At 36.6% G+C, this 16,008-nt stretch carries 14 protein-coding genes; 8 read left to right on the forward strand and 6 right to left on the reverse strand.

Annotated elements, in window-relative coordinates; genetic code table 11:
- The first annotated feature begins 154 nt into the window (after window positions 1-154).
- The gene (locus CUN85_RS06755; RefSeq protein ID WP_135389564.1) at window positions 155-943 is read left to right on the forward strand and encodes a helix-turn-helix transcriptional regulator; all 789 of its coding nucleotides are present in this window, start codon (window positions 155-157) and stop codon (window positions 941-943) included.
- 214 nt (window positions 944-1,157) lie between these two features.
- Here the strand turns inward: CUN85_RS06755 and CUN85_RS06760 are convergent, their stop codons facing one another.
- Window positions 1,158-1,943 carry a helix-turn-helix transcriptional regulator gene (locus CUN85_RS06760; RefSeq protein WP_135389565.1) on the reverse strand — a complete coding sequence of 262 codons (786 nt, stop codon included), beginning with the start codon at window positions 1,941-1,943 and terminating at the stop codon, window positions 1,158-1,160.
- Between the two features lie 909 nt (window positions 1,944-2,852).
- Window positions 2,853-6,083: a PAS domain-containing hybrid sensor histidine kinase/response regulator gene (locus CUN85_RS06770; RefSeq protein WP_135389566.1), complete on the reverse strand. Its 3,231-nt coding sequence runs from the start codon at window positions 6,081-6,083 to the stop codon at window positions 2,853-2,855.
- Window positions 6,084-6,430: 347 nt separating this feature from the next.
- On the opposite strand from CUN85_RS06770, the gene CUN85_RS06775 reads away from it, so the two are divergent.
- The 4 genes from CUN85_RS06775 (at window position 6,431) to CUN85_RS06790 (ending at window position 8,877) form a co-directional block, all read left to right on the forward strand.
- Window positions 6,431-6,748, forward strand: a complete 318-nt coding sequence (locus tag CUN85_RS06775) for a DMT family transporter (protein WP_135389567.1) — start codon at window positions 6,431-6,433, stop codon at window positions 6,746-6,748.
- Window positions 6,749-6,795: 47 nt separating this feature from the next.
- On the forward strand, window positions 6,796-7,284 hold the full coding sequence (locus tag CUN85_RS06780; RefSeq protein WP_135389568.1) for a GbsR/MarR family transcriptional regulator: 489 nt from the start codon (window positions 6,796-6,798) through the stop codon (window positions 7,282-7,284).
- A gap of 570 nt (window positions 7,285-7,854) precedes the next feature.
- Window positions 7,855-8,040 (forward strand): hypothetical protein, encoded by a 186-nt coding sequence (locus tag CUN85_RS06785; protein WP_135389569.1) that lies wholly within the window; start codon window positions 7,855-7,857, stop codon window positions 8,038-8,040.
- A gap of 396 nt (window positions 8,041-8,436) precedes the next feature.
- Window positions 8,437-8,877: a hypothetical protein gene (locus CUN85_RS06790; RefSeq protein WP_135389570.1), complete on the forward strand. Its 441-nt coding sequence runs from the start codon at window positions 8,437-8,439 to the stop codon at window positions 8,875-8,877.
- Window positions 8,878-9,044: 167 nt separating this feature from the next.
- Here CUN85_RS06790 and CUN85_RS06795 read toward each other — a convergent pair whose 3' ends face one another.
- Together CUN85_RS06795 and CUN85_RS06800 are read right to left on the reverse strand one after the other, a co-directional pair.
- Window positions 9,045-10,040 (reverse strand): LVIVD repeat-containing protein, encoded by a 996-nt coding sequence (locus tag CUN85_RS06795; protein ID WP_167848817.1) that lies wholly within the window; start codon window positions 10,038-10,040, stop codon window positions 9,045-9,047.
- 879 nt (window positions 10,041-10,919) lie between these two features.
- Window positions 10,920-11,717 (reverse strand): tryptophan-rich sensory protein, encoded by a 798-nt coding sequence (locus CUN85_RS06800; RefSeq protein ID WP_135389572.1) that lies wholly within the window; start codon window positions 11,715-11,717, stop codon window positions 10,920-10,922.
- 243 nt (window positions 11,718-11,960) lie between these two features.
- On the opposite strand from CUN85_RS06800, the gene CUN85_RS06805 reads away from it, so the two are divergent.
- Entirely contained in the window at window positions 11,961-12,842 is an 882-nt protein-coding gene (locus CUN85_RS06805) for a hypothetical protein (protein WP_135389573.1), read from the forward strand.
- A 96-nt stretch (window positions 12,843-12,938) separates the two neighbouring features.
- Window positions 12,939-13,718, forward strand: a complete 780-nt coding sequence (locus CUN85_RS06810) for a 4Fe-4S double cluster binding domain-containing protein (protein WP_135389574.1) — start codon at window positions 12,939-12,941, stop codon at window positions 13,716-13,718.
- Window positions 13,719-14,236: 518 nt separating this feature from the next.
- On the opposite strand, the gene CUN85_RS06815 is transcribed toward CUN85_RS06810, so the two are convergent.
- Together CUN85_RS06815 and CUN85_RS06820 are read right to left on the reverse strand one after the other, a co-directional pair.
- Window positions 14,237-14,503, reverse strand: a complete 267-nt coding sequence (locus CUN85_RS06815) for a type II toxin-antitoxin system RelE family toxin (RefSeq protein WP_135389575.1) — start codon at window positions 14,501-14,503, stop codon at window positions 14,237-14,239.
- 11 nt (window positions 14,504-14,514) lie between these two features.
- The gene (locus tag CUN85_RS06820; protein WP_135389576.1) at window positions 14,515-14,712 is read right to left on the reverse strand and encodes a DUF7557 family protein; all 198 of its coding nucleotides are present in this window, start codon (window positions 14,710-14,712) and stop codon (window positions 14,515-14,517) included.
- Window positions 14,713-15,098: 386 nt separating this feature from the next.
- On the opposite strand from CUN85_RS06820, the gene CUN85_RS06825 reads away from it, so the two are divergent.
- The gene (locus CUN85_RS06825; protein WP_235856230.1) at window positions 15,099-15,725 is read left to right on the forward strand and encodes a hypothetical protein; all 627 of its coding nucleotides are present in this window, start codon (window positions 15,099-15,101) and stop codon (window positions 15,723-15,725) included.
- Window positions 15,726-16,008: the final 283 nt, after the last annotated feature.

Consider the following 16,008-nt stretch of genomic DNA (forward strand, 5'->3'; position numbering starts at 1 on the left):
AGCGTTTTTTATAGGTTTCTACAGAGCCATTGAATTATAATGTTAACTGTGTTAATACATTAGATTAATTGTAATGATGTAATTGAGTCTAATATAAAACTTTAACCTTAAACTCATATATCTTGAAATATAATTACTGTTAAGGCAGTAAACCATGGAGAAATCAACATTTATTTATTCTATATGCGCCTCAGGAATAAGAAAAGACATACTTTTGTTACTATTAGACGGATCTAAGGACAAGGAAATAATACAGAATCATTTAAATATAAGTATACAGGCTTTAGTTTCCCAATTGAAAATACTTGAAGAAAACTATTTGATAACTACTTCCAATGATTCCTACACATTAACTCCAATGGGAAAGATAATAGTTCGCGAGATTATTCCTACATTAAATATGATAAATTTCTTTGGAAACAATATCGATTACTGGGGGACTCATGACCTTGATTTTATCCCACCTCATCTCGCGAAAAGAATGAATGAATTTGGTTCATGTTCTATTATAGAAGTATCTTTAACTAATTTGTATGAAGCTGATTATTCTTTTATTGAGCAAGCCAAAGACACAAAATTTTTTTACCTAATTACCTCTTTTTTATTTTCTAATTATAAACAGATATTCAGAGATTTAGCTGAAAATTATGTGAATTCTGAAGTTATTATTTCAAAAGATCTTCATGAAAAACTTACATTGGAGGACGAGGAAAATTTTAAATATGTTTGCCAGCTTCCAAACATTCGAATTCACGTTCATCCAACAAATTTCAAGCTCGTGTCCTTTACGTTCAGTGGTCGTAATTTCATGTTTAGGTTGTTAACGGTAGAAGGTGATTATGATCACAAAAGGGTAATCTGTGCTAGTGATCATGCGCTTAAATGGGGAAAAGAATTAGTTGAATACTATCTGAAAGATTCCATACCAATAACTGAAATTTAGTCATTCTTTTTATTTTTAATTTGTTTCATGCAAAAACGTCATTCCAAATTAGCGTACAAAAAATTAGAGTTAACTATATCTCCTCAATAAGTTATAGGGATATCTACAACTCAAATTATGGCAACGCTGTTAGAGAGACAGCACACAAGAATTTTAGACTTTGCCAATATGCAATAGAACAAATAAATGAAAACTAAAATAAAAAAGAAAATAATTATATTTCATTTATTGGAGTAGATTCTTTCAAGTAATAATCAAACAGGTCTTTTTCCCATTCAAGTGATTTTTTATAACGGCACAATAGATATCTGCCATCAAACTTACCATTATTTGTCGTTAGAGATAACATACTGTGAGTATCATTGAATGCAAAGAATAGGAAGCCTACTTTTTTTGGATAAACAAAAATATGGACAAACTCACTTTTTGAAACTTCTATCAATTCTGCATAACGAGCAGGTTGTAATTGATCAAGCAAATCTGGAGGAAAAACAAAATACATTTGAACATTATTATTCATCATTTCATAGACTAATCTATAGAATTCTGGATGTATGTATGTAGTGATTACAGAGTGAGACTCAGACCTCTTGCTTGCTTCATGAAATTCCTCATCTATCTCATATAGGTCTGTAATTGATGGTTTTATCGCTCTGCATTCTCTCAGTTCATCTATCCTTTGTAAAAAGTGAGGCGGAATGTAACTCAAGTCATGATTTCCCCAGTAATCAATATCCTTGTCAAATACCTTAATCGTATACAACAACGGCTTCATCTCATCAATTATCAGTTTTCCAATAGTTGTCAATTCATAAGTATCATCGTAGTGATCAACAAGATGATGTTCTTCCAGAATCCTTACTTGAGGAAGTAAAGACTGTCTGGTTGTATCCAGTGACTTGAGAAGAATTTCCATTCCCTGAGGGCCATCCTGTAACAGTAAGAGTACATTTTTTCTCTTTTCAGAAGCAAATATTACATCAAGTAATGGTTTCTTCATTTGCTTTCCACCCTCTAATACTGGTGCAATTTAATATGACATTAGATTTCACTCTCTCATTAAAGCTAATGGTGAAGAACTATATCTTTTTTGTGGAAAATTCACTAAATATAACACTGTTGACTTTGAATAGTAATTAGTTTATCCACATTTCTGATCTTTCCCTGAAATGAGCATTTAGAGTAAAAGGTTTATCAGCTTCAACATTTTTCTTCATGTAATGGAGGGTCCCTTTTGAAAATCCCATTTCCTTCCAATCAGAATAAGATATACTCAGTATCTTCTGCCTAATATCTTCTGAATCCTGCCTTTCAATACTATAAGCAGGCTTACTAAAATCAACAGATGCTTTCTTTTCAGCAAGACATGAGCAAGCTACCTGCTTTTAACAACAGTCATGGGTAATTCTTTTTAGTATGTTTTTTTAGTATGTTATATATAAGGAAACTACCCTTTCTATATAAGTTTAAGATTGCCACCTTAGTTAGAGACAAAGTTTTACTCCTTTAATTGAGGTTTCCACTTGGACACTTATCAGTTGACATAAAATAGGTGCATAGAAAGGATTGGAGCTTTTTTAAAACCTTACTACCCCACGAACACCAATATACACGATCGGTGTTCCTTTCTATCATACAAATACTACAATATATTCTAATCTTAACATTGAAATAATAAAGCCATTATTTTTAAACACTAATGTTAAAAAGTGAAGAGTTTGTTCATATACAATGCTAGATATTCTTATAAGTGGAGTAGGAAATGACGTCGCCCTAGATAGGCGGAGTCTATAATTATATAATGCAAAATCGCTTTGATAAAATCGATGCTATTATGAGAAGCACTATATGTTGAGTTCGTCTGAACGAGGTATATACAGTTAAATCAGAATCCGATTAAATTTGAACCTCAATATTGTGTAGATTCTCTACTTGTAAGAATAATATTATTCCATTTGTCCAGCAATTCACGAAGTGATTTCAATGATATAGGTTTGGAAATATAATCAACCATTCCTGCTTCAAAAAACTTCTCTCTGTCATTTTTCATCGCATATGCTGTCAATGCAATTATTGGAATATCCCTGTTTAGCACTTTGGACTCTGGACTTTGAATAATCTTTGTGGCTTCCAGCCCGTTCATCTCAGGCATTTGAATGTCCATAAGCACCAGATCATATGGTTCTGTCTCAAGAGCCTTTATGGCTTCCATGCCATTGTCAACAGCATCAACCTCGAATCCCAGGTTAATTAGCATAGTTTGAGCTACTTCCTGATTGAGCATATCGTCCTCGACCAGCAAAATCTTCAGTACATTATTGTTGGTTTGAATCAAGTTCTCTTTTTCAGACTTTTCTACCCCCTTTGCTTTGGACTGTTTTTCCAGCTGCACGGTGAACCAGAATTCCGATCCCACTCCTTCATCGCTGATCACACCAATGTTTCCATCCATTATTTCGACCAGTTGCCTGGATATTGCAAGTCCGAGGCCTGTGCCACCGAATCTACGGCTGTTAGAGGTGTCTGCCTGGGTGAACTTTTCAAAAATAAGGTCAATCTTTTCTTCAGGAATGCCAATGCCTGTATCGATTACAGAAAAACGCAGCAGGACATTATCATCGTTCTGGGATTCAACTGAGATATGGATCAATACTTTTCCTTCTGAAGTAAACTTGATAGCATTACCTGTTAGATTGGTAAGAATCTGGGTCAAGCGGCCAGGATCTCCTTGAAGTAACAAAGGAACATCATCTTTGAGCTCGTAGGATAGTTCCAGCCCCTTACTACGCGCACGTAGGCTCATGGTGTCGACAAAGTCCTTGAGAAGGTTCAGCAGATCAAAGTCCACCTTTTCAAGTTCGAGCTTCCCTGCATCTATCTTAGAGATATCAAGTACATCTTCTATAAGCTCAAGAAGATTTTCCCCACTTTTTTGTACAATTTGAGTATAGTGTTGTTGTACATCACTCATCTCGGTTTCCATTAGTAAATCGGTAAAACCGATTATCGCATTCATGGGAGTTCGGATCTCATGGCTCATATTGGCAAGGAACTCTGATTTAGCAGCATTAGCAGCTTCTGCGGCTTCTTTAGCCTTTAATAGTTCCAACTCTATCTTCTTTAGGTCAGTGATGTCATTATTGACTATTATTGCACCCAACATCTCTCCATCATCACTTAGTACGGGAGCCGTATAATTGAGTATGATCCTTCTTTTATTATCAAATGCCTCAATTTCCAGAAGCTCGTTTTCTATTGTTACACCTTTTTTGATAGTGTGGACCAGTGCCCAATCTTCAGGAAGCACTTCTTCACCTGTGGGAAGTCTCTGTGCTTTAAACACATCATAATCTTCAGGAGGAACAAGCGGTTCAGCACCCCATATACGCTTTCCAGCAGGATTTCCTTGCAGAAGTTTTCCGTTAGTATCAGCAAACCATAGTCCAACAGGTAGAATATCAAATACCTTGTTTAGGAGTGTTTCACGTTGCTTTAATTCTTCTTCTGTTCGTTTGCTTTCAGTAATGTCCTGGAGCTGTTCAACTATAAAGAGGATCTCTCCATTTTCATCAAGTATAGGATTACTTGTTGCCCTTATATATCTATTAAGTTCAGGCACATATTTTTCGGAAGTCTCAATCTTTTTGGTCCTTAGCACTTTTTCTGTCTGACAATTTGGGCATACATCGTGGCGCCCAATCAACTCATAACACTTTTTACCTACCACCTCCTCATGTGACAAATTTAGCAGTTCATACCCTGCTTTATTATAGCGCATTATTGTAAGGTCGGTTTTCTGGAAAGCCACTGCATCCTTTAATTGATTGAGCATAGCTTCTAGGATATTGGAAGATTCCTCCAGGTTTTTCTCTGCCTGTTTGCGGTCAGTAATGACCTCGGTGTAAACAATAATCCCACCGATCGTTCCATCCATTTCGTACCAGGGACGGCATTCCCAGCGGGTCCACTCTACGGTGCCATCCTCCCTTATATATTGATCATCTTCAGCACTTATAACTTCACCAGCAAGCGCCCTTTGATGAACGTCTCTCCATTTTTGAGGTAAATCTGGGAATACTTCGTAGTGGTGTTTTCCTATGATATCCTTCATTTTGACCTTGTACTCGTCAAGGTACCGCTGGCTGACATATATATAATTCAAATCACGGTCGTGTACTGCAACAGCACTTCTTGTGTGTTCCACGATGTAGCTCAATAAGTTATGAGAGTGAATCAAAGCTTTTTCTGACAACTTGCAATCAGTAATGTCTTGATTTACACCATATGATTTGACAGTTTCACCTTTACTGTTTTTTACGATAAAGAATCTGACTGCCAGATAACCTGTGCTCCCGTCAGCATAGAGCATGCGATGTTCAATGTAACGACTGAAATCTGGATCTTTAGCACCCAATGCCTTGCGCGTCTCCTCTGAGACCATATGACGATCATCCGGATGTACAAAACGCCTGGCATAATCCTCGATTGGCATTCTGTAGCCACTCATTTCCTCAGCATTCGTGCGGAATATGGAATAGAACTCGTCCGAAAAAGTAAACATACCACTTGCAAAATCAAACTCCCAGTGGCCTAATTTTGCAATATTTAATGCATTGGATAATTGTTGCTGACTTTTATGCAGTTTTTCTTCTACATTTTTACGTTCTTCCTCTCTGCCAATGGCCAAGGCGATGAGTCCAAGGATATGTTTGTCATCCTCACCGATATCTACATTATCCTGATACACGACACAAAGGGAACCTACAACCTCGCTGCAACAAATAGCGGGATGACCGATATAGGTCTGCAGACCATATAATGCCACATTTGGATCTGTCTCGGCATAGGGCGTTTCACCTAAATTGCGCACAATATGTGGTTCTGAGGTGCCGCGTTTGATGACATCATAGCAGATGTGTCCTTCAGGATAATCCTCAGATACATAGTCTGGAGGAGTATGCCATTGTCCTACAGAACATAGTATGTCACCATTAAGTCGGTTGTATAGAGCACATGTACCACTTAGGAGTTCACCGCAAAGCGCTGTCAGGATGTTAATATTAGCTTCATAGTCGGCGCCCAAATCAAGCAGACAGCTATTTATTTTAGACAGCCGCTCCACACTTACTTCGTTTTTCATTCTTGTACCTTCTGTTTTGCCTATGGCGCACTTTTTTAGTCTGGTCAGACCATGATGCAAACTACCTATATTATAAAAGATTATTTATGTTTATTATTGGTTATATTATATTATATTTCAACTTTTGCTTATTAAAACATTAATGTCAACAAGTTCTATAAATTAAAGAAGAAACTATAACAAACCTATTTATTTTGAAGGGTTCATAATAAAAGTAATTTTGTACTACAAAACATTTTGTAGCTTCCTTATATTGTGAACTAAACGACTTTCCTTCCAAAATATCTATATACACAAGTATTATCAATAGCTTTTAATAATTATTAAAACCTGCGAAAAGGATAAACATGGAATGGATACTTTTAATAATTGCGGGATTATTTGAAACCGGATGGGCAATCGGATTAAAATATAGCGATGGGTTAACCAAATTCTATCCTATGGTATTTACTGCTATTACTTTAATCCTAAGCATGTATCTATTGGAAAGAGCTTTGAGAACATTGCCTGTTGGAACAGCTTATGCCGTCTGGACAGGTATTGGTATTATTGGGACAACAATATTGGGAATATTTCTTTTCAATGAGTCAATAAATATAACACGAATATTCTTTATTGGATTGATTGTCGTTGGTATTGGTGGATTAAAGCTCGTATCAGCCTAATTATTTATCTCCCAATTATAGGAAACCTCTAATTATGAGTGAGAAAAATGACTGATATTGAAGAAAAGATAATTGACATAGGGCATGAGATCTTTAAAGGGTATGGAGTTGATGACATCACTGCACAAATCCTATCGATACTTAATTTTGAACCAAATGCAATAAGTATGGAGGAATTAGCACAGAGAACTGGCTATAGTCTTGCTTCCATCAGCCTTAAGGTCAAAAATATTGAACAATTTTGGAGTATCAAAAGGATATCCAAGCCAGGATCTCGCAAAACATATTTGCAAATGGAAAAAAACCTGTTAGATGCTTTTGCGACTCAAATAAGAAATGGTTTTGAAACCGAATTGAGCCTTGCAAAAACGAAAATAACTCCCCTTATAGAAGAATATAAAGAAAATGCAGCGACACAAGAACAAAAAACTAAACTGCATACATATGAGAACTACCTATCACAAATTGATAAGTTTGAAGAATTGATCCGCCACATATATTCGCAAATCAATCTGTTAAAAAAGAATCAAATTTAGACTTTGTAGAATTCCTCATTTAAGGAATTATCCTAACTACATCTCCAACCTTACCTTACATGTTTATTTAATAACATATGATACTTTTATAACAATTGTTAACTTTGGCTCTGGAGAAAACCGTTGATACAGCTAGCGCTGCATAAATTAAGTAGGAGATAGGTTTTCTACAGAGCCGAAATCTTGCTAATTGAAACTTTAAAGTCAGCAGTTTCCAACTACAAATGAACGTAAAGACGCAAGATATCGCCTGCCATTTGAGTTTTCATTTCCTTGCGTTTGATAATTTCAAGGATTTCTAAAGAGTCGTTATTTGTATTTAACATTTGAAATTTCAAAGCTTTTGAAAAATTTCATTTAACCAAATAATTTCACTCCCCTCCATATTAACAAGAGTTTAGGTTAAATAAAAAAATTACCTATTGTGGTGCAAGCATTGACTTGCTTGCAAATACTAAGGGAAGAAACTTGAAACTAGAATATCCCAAGTATGATTTGAAAATTTGCTCATTGAAACATTTCTGAATCAAACATTAACTACAAATTATTCATAAACTTGGATGGGTTTAAATGGTATTGGAAAATTTGACTTCAAGAAAAGATGTTTTAACTTTTTGTAATAATCGGATTGTACAATTGAAAAATGATAGAAAAAAGGTATTATCGCAATGTGAAGATGAATATCAGGATGAAATAAATACTAAATTCACTGCAAAAATTGAAGAATTAAATTATATTATGGAAAATTGCCAGTAATAACGGTTTAAAGGATTATTCAGCATGCTATAATGTTCAGTTACCTGTACATGAGATGTACACCATTCCTGGCAGAACCCAGTAAAGATAAGTAGGGGTTGAATCTCGAGTAATGCATTTCATTTACTATTTTTTTGGTATAATCTGTCTGTATCTTGTATTATTTTTCAACATTCCGTTTGATCTAGTAGGATTTGAGCATACATGGATCGATATCATCTCTTTCCCAAAATAAGCAGGCTTGCTAATTTTATTACTTTGCAGTTATATATGTATCCTTTTCTACAGAATCGCAAAAGGAAAGCCTTATGTACCTAAATCACTCTTCACATCAAGAATGTATTATTAAAGTATAGAAGTTGTAAAGGATTATAATATCTATTGGCAAAGGTGTTCATGAAATTAAAAATATTACTTTTAGTTCTGGTAGCATTTGGTGCAATTGTTACATCTGGATGTATATTCGATGAAACAAAAGAAGTAGAAATTTCAGGAGATATTGGTTATTCTGTGGGTGCTATTAATCAAAATCAAACCAATATTCAAAAAATCCAATGGACAACCAGTATTGGAAACAATGGAGAAGCAATTGCAGAAAACGTCAGTTGCGAAGTTATACTTCACCCAGAAGTATCATCAAGATTAATTTCTCTTGAAGGAAATGAAAAATATATTGGAGACTTGGAGCCTGATACATGGGAAGGTTTCAAAGGCAATGCAACATTTGATGCATCTAATATAAGTAAACGTGATATGGACGAATGGGAAAATATGGTTAAAGTAAAGATTATATGGGAAGAGAATGGTAAAAAATTTGAAGAAGTGATTCCGAGATGAGAAAACAAGAACATTAATTAGTTCGACGCGCTTTTATGTGGGGATACAGGTAACTCAGAAAAACAGAACTGTTTAAATTAGGCTTCGTGAATACTTTATAAAGAAAATCATGTATATGTTATTAAAAGAGAAGGCTACTTAAATTTTAGTTATTGGTTCAGAGTCTTTCAATAATAATCAAATATCGGCTCTGTGGAATGCCTATTTTTTACTTCATTAGAATTTGTGGTCGATTTTTCTATGCGATAGATAATAAAACCATGATATTCATCAGTCTGACAGACGATATTGTCTTCAGTAGCAATATGAAAAGAAAAAGTTTCGGTTGCAGAACTACCCACAACAGTTGGTGATGAGGGATTGCTTATATCAATAATCGAAAGAAGGTTCAAGCAGTTTAAATATGCATATCCACCTTTGACAACAACTCCTGGCATCGAACCGACATTATTACAACTACCTACGATAGTGGGGGATGAAGGATTGTTAACATCAATGACTTTCAAAGAGTCATCATCAGTTGTCACATAGGCATAACCATCTGATACGTCAATGGATCCTGCATGATCGATCGTATCATAAGTTCCTACATGATCTGGTGATGAAGGATCGCTTATATTAACGATCCAGAAGCTATCGGTCCCATGAACTATGTAGGCATGATCACCTTCAACCGCGACATCAGGTGCAGGCAGAGTATCATACCTGCCCACAAGAACCGGTGATTGGAGATTGTTTACATCAAGAATAACAAGACCATTATAAGTGATTAAATAGAGGTACCCGTCTGAAAGCTCAATGCCTCTAACACCAGCATCGTCTGCTGGTAAATTAATATCATAACTGCCAGCATGAGTTGGTGATGAGGGATCACTTATATCAATGGAGTTCAAAGAAGCGTTACCAAAAACCTCACTATATACCAGATAGGCGTAATCATCCAATACTTCAAAATTACCTGCTTTACCACCAGTATCATAATCACCTACAAGTTCTGGTGATTTCAGATTGCTGATATCGATAATCTGAAAATAACCCTCACCATTAATTGCATAGATGTAATCACCTTTAACCTCAACATCTCTTGCTTCATGTCGAATATCGATATCATCCAAATGGCCAAAACCAGACTCGAAAATCACATCTACTCCATCCGCACTCACGACCGTAGCTCCCAGGATAACGGAAAAGAAAACTGCGATTAATGCTAGAGGATAAATCATCCTTCCATACTCTTTTCTTAGATTTCTAAGTATGGTTATACTCCCAACTCCAGATTTTCAAATAATAACAACAAATTAGAATATCTCAGCTTAAACAAAAAGATTTCGAAATTTTGATAGTGAACAATTGTCTTTAATAATGATACATAATTAATTTTGATGTGCTAATATGTTTTTTGAATTACCAAAGATATTTGTTATTAAAGCTCTAATGCATTAATTTTGAGTTATTGCTTGCAAAAATACACAATAACTAGTGGATAAGTTTGTTAAGTTTAAGAATTAATATGTAGTGGACGGTTTTCATCTTGCAGAATGCTGGATAATGTATTCGGGTGTGGATCAAAAGACATATTCTTGGTGAGGCTGCGCAATAATATTCTTGTTGCAGTGCGTCAAAAACATAAACTTCAGATACTTACTATACAGTAAGTTACTATATGGTAACATTTTATAAGAGGAGCGTAAAACCCCTATGTCTTTAGCATCGCATTAAATCGAAGATTTAATGGGAGTTCCATTTCTTTGAAATGGAACATCGGAGATGTAAGCGTACATTACTGTTATTACTGTTATATATTTAAATATCATACTATTCTTTGTTCATGATAACCAAGTGAACTAAATAATTGTAACAAACCCAAACACCGCAGGGACTGCGGGAAGAGCCTGTGGACTTGTGAACAATGGTTCAAGGGATGAAACAGGAAGCCACGAAGTCTTTAGCTTCGGGGTAGTTCACTAATTATGTACTGGGAAAAATCAAATATGACTCACATTATTTCAAACCATTGATCCATACGGAATATCAAGTATCTATCAGTGATATACTCCCTTCCTTTTTGACATCAAAACATATCCTTCGGCAAGTAGCAACAAGGCTATACAGATAACCACTGCAGCGATCACGGCGGGATACCGTCCCCCAAAACCTTCAGGTGATATATGTTTTAGAAGGATTCCTGCATAGGCCCAGACAATAACAAGTCCATAAACGATATCTCTGTTCTTTATCATTGTTGCTATTGCGATGATGAGCCCGACTACAAGTATAATAACAGCCCAGGTGCTCTCAGCTAAGCCGAAGCCTCCCCATCCGATGCTTACAAGAAAAATAGTTACATTAGCGATGGTTGCGACCGTGATCCATCCAAAGTAAACGCTGAACGGAAGCCTGATGAAAAAATAGTCCCCCCCAGTGAGGCTGTCCTTGGCTGTCAATTCATTGATCTTTATCAAGCAGACCAGTACTACAATTATAAGCAGCAGAGATAGTGGTATCATATAATAGTGCCATGCGAGAACCCAGGATGCATTGGCGACCGAAGATATTGAAAACAGTATTCCAACTTTGTTGAACAGCGCAGTTGTGGAGTTACTCCGATAATCCCTGAAAAGGCCGAGATGGTAAAGTGTATATCCTCCCAGCAAGAGATATATGACTCCCCATATGGAAAAGGTCACCCCTGCAGGAGCAAAAAGATTTTGAAAGGAGTCCGAAACCTGGCCTGTGGTGACATCATTGATTGGCAGGATGTTAGCCAGTAAGTTCATAACAACCATGGTCAGAAAGGTTACTAATACAATAATCTTGATCAATGCAGTTTGTTGTTCCATCCGGCTCCCCATCACCATTGTATACTAAATTCCGCATTCAAGACAAATAAATATTATCCTTGGTAATCCTGGTCAGCCGATTGTACAACAGATTATTATACTTGTCAGCCGATAGATTCGGTTATGATAAGTTTGTTCTTCTTAATTGGAATTATTGTTAGTGGTATTTTTCTTTTTGGGTTATTCAAGATATGGCAGAAAAAGGAATATTCACTAACAAAAAAGACTTTTCTGACACTGACCATGGGTGTTATACTTGTAGCGTTCCTTTATGCATCTTTTGCGTTCATACTTGTTGGTTCAGATCATGCGACATACTATACAGAAGAAGGACAGAACCTGGGTGAACTGAACCATGAAGGGATAATACAAAGAGCAAATGATGCAGGTTACGATGTACAGGGTCCTTTTTATGTAAATGTTAAGGCCAAAAGTGCAACTGGGACATACCTCACAGACATGCCGTATATTGAGGAGCGTCTTGGAGATGACTTCTTGCTCAATCATGCCACGTATTATGAAGATGAGGAAACGGTAATGGAGATAATGTTCCTTGATGATGACATGGCAACTGTCATGTTTTTCAATCACATCAGACCAGATCCATATTTTTCTCCCTTTGAAGTGGAGCACCTTCCACAGGACGATTGGATAATCGAGAGGTTAATGGCAGCCTTTGGATCTGACAGGCAGCAAGCCGAACATGATCTTGAAGAGCTTAAAAATGCTATTGATTCCGGAAAGCAGCCAAAAATGGATATTTCCCGTAACATACTGCCTGATGCCATCTATAAAGACCTTGAAAGTATGAGCACAGATTCAGAATTCTCACTGACACATGGAGAAGGCAATACCATGCTTTCCTTCTATGCACACGATCTGCTGACAGGTAGGATGAGCTTTGTGGTGCCAAACCAGAGGATAGTACATGAAAAAGAAGGTGTTGCATACACCATCAAGATGGATCAGCTAGGTGGGGTCGAACTTGAAATAATGCTTTCAGCAGGAGAGCATGTTCCTGAGGAGAAATACATAGATGTTTTCAGGGAGATGTTCAAAAACATCGGCTTACCTGAAGAGGATATTGACAAGTTCAGGTTCCAGTATTCGCCCTCTGTTTGGTAAAAAAGCATCCTTTTATAGTTTTTCATGCCTATATTATTGTAGCAAAAAAATATCTTACCTCACCAAGTGATCTAAGTTTTTGCTATGGAGGAAAAAATGAGCTTAAAAGAAAAGATTCAAGAACGTGCTTTCCAAGAAGGTTTCCAGCTTTTTGGTGTTTCGGACATCGAAAAACTGGAACAGGTTGATTTCCCGACTGATAGAGGGATGGTGCGGCCATCTGAAGTAATGCCTGAAGCTAAATCTGCATTTGTTATGGGTTTAGTTCTCTGGGACGAAGGCCTAAATGCAGCAATATCATCTGTAAGTACGGGGGATTTCTCTGGAGGGGAAGCTGACTATTACAATCTGTACTACGAAGTAACCGAAACCCGTGCATGGCGTTTGATTGCTTGGTTAAATGAAAAGGGATACAAAGCGGTTCCATCTCATGCAGTTCATGAAAAGGTTGCCGCCTATCTTGCAGGATTGGGGTTTATAGGACATAATACTCAGGTTATAACTCCTGAATACGGACCAAGGGTTAGATGGGTAACAGTATTGACAAATGCAGAACTTGAGCCAGATGAACCTTTTGAACGGGATCTGTGTGCAGAACAACCACTTTGTCAGGAACAGTCTCAGTGTGTCAAAAGTTGTCCCTATCAGGCGATCATTCCCGGCCCTTCTCAAGGAGTAGAACCCGGAAAGAAAGTCATTTATGACAAATGTGTAGTTTCCCATGAATTTGACAAAGAAGTTTCCCCTCAAAATGAGAAACACATACGTCGCATAACAGAAAGAGGGTTCATGGAATGTACAATATGTAATTTGGTATGTCCCTATGGAAAACCAGTGGAAGAAAGCATAATTCCTGGCAAAAGGGGACTTAATTGAAGAATAATTGATCTTTCTTTGATTTTTCTATTTTTAAAACTTCTGTCACAAGCTTCAAAGCAAATGAGTTATAATTGTTCTTTAATTCAGCTCTGTAGAAAACCTATCGTTATCAAGATCATTGGGCTTAATCCTGTAATTATATTGGATTTTTTTCGTTTATGTGGGCACTTCCTCCACTTCAGTGGATATAGTAGTCACTACATATCACGTCTGATTTTCGTGGTGCCCTTATTTGATTTTATAGTTGGAGTACTTGAATTGGACCCGGTTGTGGATTGGTGGGTTAAGTGGTCCAAAAAGAGAAAAGGGCACCAAACTAACATTATGTGGAAAAACATATATCATTATTGAATCTTAGTTCTGTAGAAATTCTGCTAATTTCAACTTTAACCAACTACAAATGAACGCAAAGACGCAAGATACGGCTCTTTTTGTCTTCATTTCCTTGCGTTTGATCATCTCAAGGGTTTCTACAGAGCCGTGAAAAGTGAAGTAATCGAGTAAAAACGGTATGATCAAAGCCATTTATAACTTTGGTCACGGTCAATGACTTCGAGTATGTATACGATATCTTCTTCAATTGCAAAAATAGCTCTATAATCACCAATGCTTAATCTGTAAAGGTCTTGCCTGCTTTTGGTACCTTTTAGTTTTTTAAAGTCATTATCGAATGGGTTATTCTCCAATTTTCTAAGACCTTCCACAAGCCGTGTCTTTGTTTGAGGATCAAGTGCATTCAGGGATTTCCTGACATGTGGATGTATACTTACTCTGTATTTCATTTGACTCACTTTCAGATTTCATCAAGTGAGACAAACTGATCTTTCTCTTCCAGGCGCCTGTACATGCGGTCCATAAATTCTTCTTTATCGACTGTATTCATTAAGCGTTCAAGAATATCACTATAGGTCTCCCCTTTTTGACCATAGCTTTTCAGTCTGTCTCTCACCATCTTTGTGGTTGGTATGGTTGTCGATGTGCTCTGTGCCATGTCTTTTTCCTCCATGGTAGTGGATTATAATTATTATAAGCACTTATAAGTTATTATGTACTATTATTAATACCTTGTAGTTGCTTATAGCCTATCAAAATAACACCTGCATATGATCTTTCTTTATTAATGGTTTCCCATGCCATTCTGCTTTATAGTTTAACTCCCTTATAAATAAAGCAGGAAAACAGGTTTTCTACAGAGTCTTTAAAAGGAAATCTATTAAAGCCTTAAAATACCTGATCTTAAAATTATGCTTGCGTGGTGTTGTTATGGAAAAAAATCAGAAGTATGTAATATTTGGTGCTGCTTTGGTAATTTTATCGGGAATAATTTACTATATCCATTACCTAATCTTTAATGATCCTCATCATATATTCATTTATATGGTCGGAGATATTGCATTTGTACCAATTGAAGTGCTGCTTATATCAATGATCATTCATCATTTCTTAAGTGATATGGATAAAAAACACAGGTTGCAAAAACTGAACATGGTGATCGGTGTGTTTTTCAGTGAGGTTGGCATAAAGCTTCTGGAATATATATCGGATGCTGATCCTGACCTGGACAGGCACAGAGATCAGTTCATGATCGATTCTGAATGGTCAGACAGGGATTTCGATAACCTTGTCAGATCAATGAGCAGAATCAATTATGATGTGGATACAGAAAAGATCGATTTTGAAAACTTAAGCACCTTTCTTGTAGGGAAAAGGGACTTCCTTGTCAGACTGCTTGAAAATCCATCCATGCTCGAGCATGAGGAATTCACCGAACTCTTAAGAGCTGTTTTTCATCTCACAGAAGAGCTGGATTGCAGGGGTGATTTCTCATGTCTTCCAGAGACGGACACACATCATCTGACAGGAGACATCAAGCGTGTATATGCACTGCTTGCGCGAGAATGGTTTACTTATATGAAATATAACAAGAAGAATTATCCATACCTGTTCTCTCTTGCAATGCGGACAAATCCGTTTGACACAGAAAGTACGCCGATCGTATACTGATCATTGCGGTGGAGGTGGTTGATAATACAATTGACAGGTTCTGATCAGATGACCACAGAACCAAAAATCTGATCAGGGTATTATATGAGATCTTTTCAAAGATCCTTTCTCACCGTTGGAGTAAGAAGACCACCGTTTTTAAACTCACATTAAATCGGCTCTGTAGAAATCCTCATTTGAATCAAACAAACAATTTTGGCATACCTGCCAAGGTTGTTTACTATTAGCTTTATTTTAATCTCTTTTACCTGATTCCAGTGCTTCCTAGCCTTTATTTCCTCAC

The sequence above is a fragment of the Methanolobus halotolerans genome, from assembly GCF_004745425.1.
Taxonomy (GTDB): domain Archaea; phylum Halobacteriota; class Methanosarcinia; order Methanosarcinales; family Methanosarcinaceae; genus Methanolobus; species Methanolobus halotolerans.

Bases quoted from the DNA above. Each gene is read 5' to 3' on its own strand.
- CUN85_RS06755 (WP_135389564.1), top strand. From the start codon at position 155: ATGGAGAAATCAACATTTATTTATTCTATATGCGCCTCAGGAATAAGA.
- CUN85_RS06760 (WP_135389565.1), bottom strand. From the start codon at position 1,943: ATGAAGAAACCATTACTTGATGTAATATTTGCTTCTGAAAAGAGAAAA.
- CUN85_RS06770 (WP_135389566.1), bottom strand. From the start codon at position 6,083: ATGAAAAACGAAGTAAGTGTGGAGCGGCTGTCTAAAATAAATAGCTGT.
- CUN85_RS06775 (WP_135389567.1), top strand. From the start codon at position 6,431: ATGGAATGGATACTTTTAATAATTGCGGGATTATTTGAAACCGGATGG.
- CUN85_RS06780 (WP_135389568.1), top strand. From the start codon at position 6,796: ATGACTGATATTGAAGAAAAGATAATTGACATAGGGCATGAGATCTTT.
- CUN85_RS06785 (WP_135389569.1), top strand. From the start codon at position 7,855: ATGGTATTGGAAAATTTGACTTCAAGAAAAGATGTTTTAACTTTTTGT.
- CUN85_RS06790 (WP_135389570.1), top strand. From the start codon at position 8,437: ATGAAATTAAAAATATTACTTTTAGTTCTGGTAGCATTTGGTGCAATT.
- CUN85_RS06800 (WP_135389572.1), bottom strand. From the start codon at position 11,717: ATGGAACAACAAACTGCATTGATCAAGATTATTGTATTAGTAACCTTT.
- CUN85_RS06805 (WP_135389573.1), top strand. From the start codon at position 11,961: ATGGGTGTTATACTTGTAGCGTTCCTTTATGCATCTTTTGCGTTCATA.
- CUN85_RS06810 (WP_135389574.1), top strand. From the start codon at position 12,939: ATGAGCTTAAAAGAAAAGATTCAAGAACGTGCTTTCCAAGAAGGTTTC.
- CUN85_RS06815 (WP_135389575.1), bottom strand. From the start codon at position 14,503: ATGAAATACAGAGTAAGTATACATCCACATGTCAGGAAATCCCTGAAT.
- CUN85_RS06820 (WP_135389576.1), bottom strand. From the start codon at position 14,712: ATGGCACAGAGCACATCGACAACCATACCAACCACAAAGATGGTGAGA.
- CUN85_RS06825 (WP_235856230.1), top strand. From the start codon at position 15,099: ATGGTCGGAGATATTGCATTTGTACCAATTGAAGTGCTGCTTATATCA.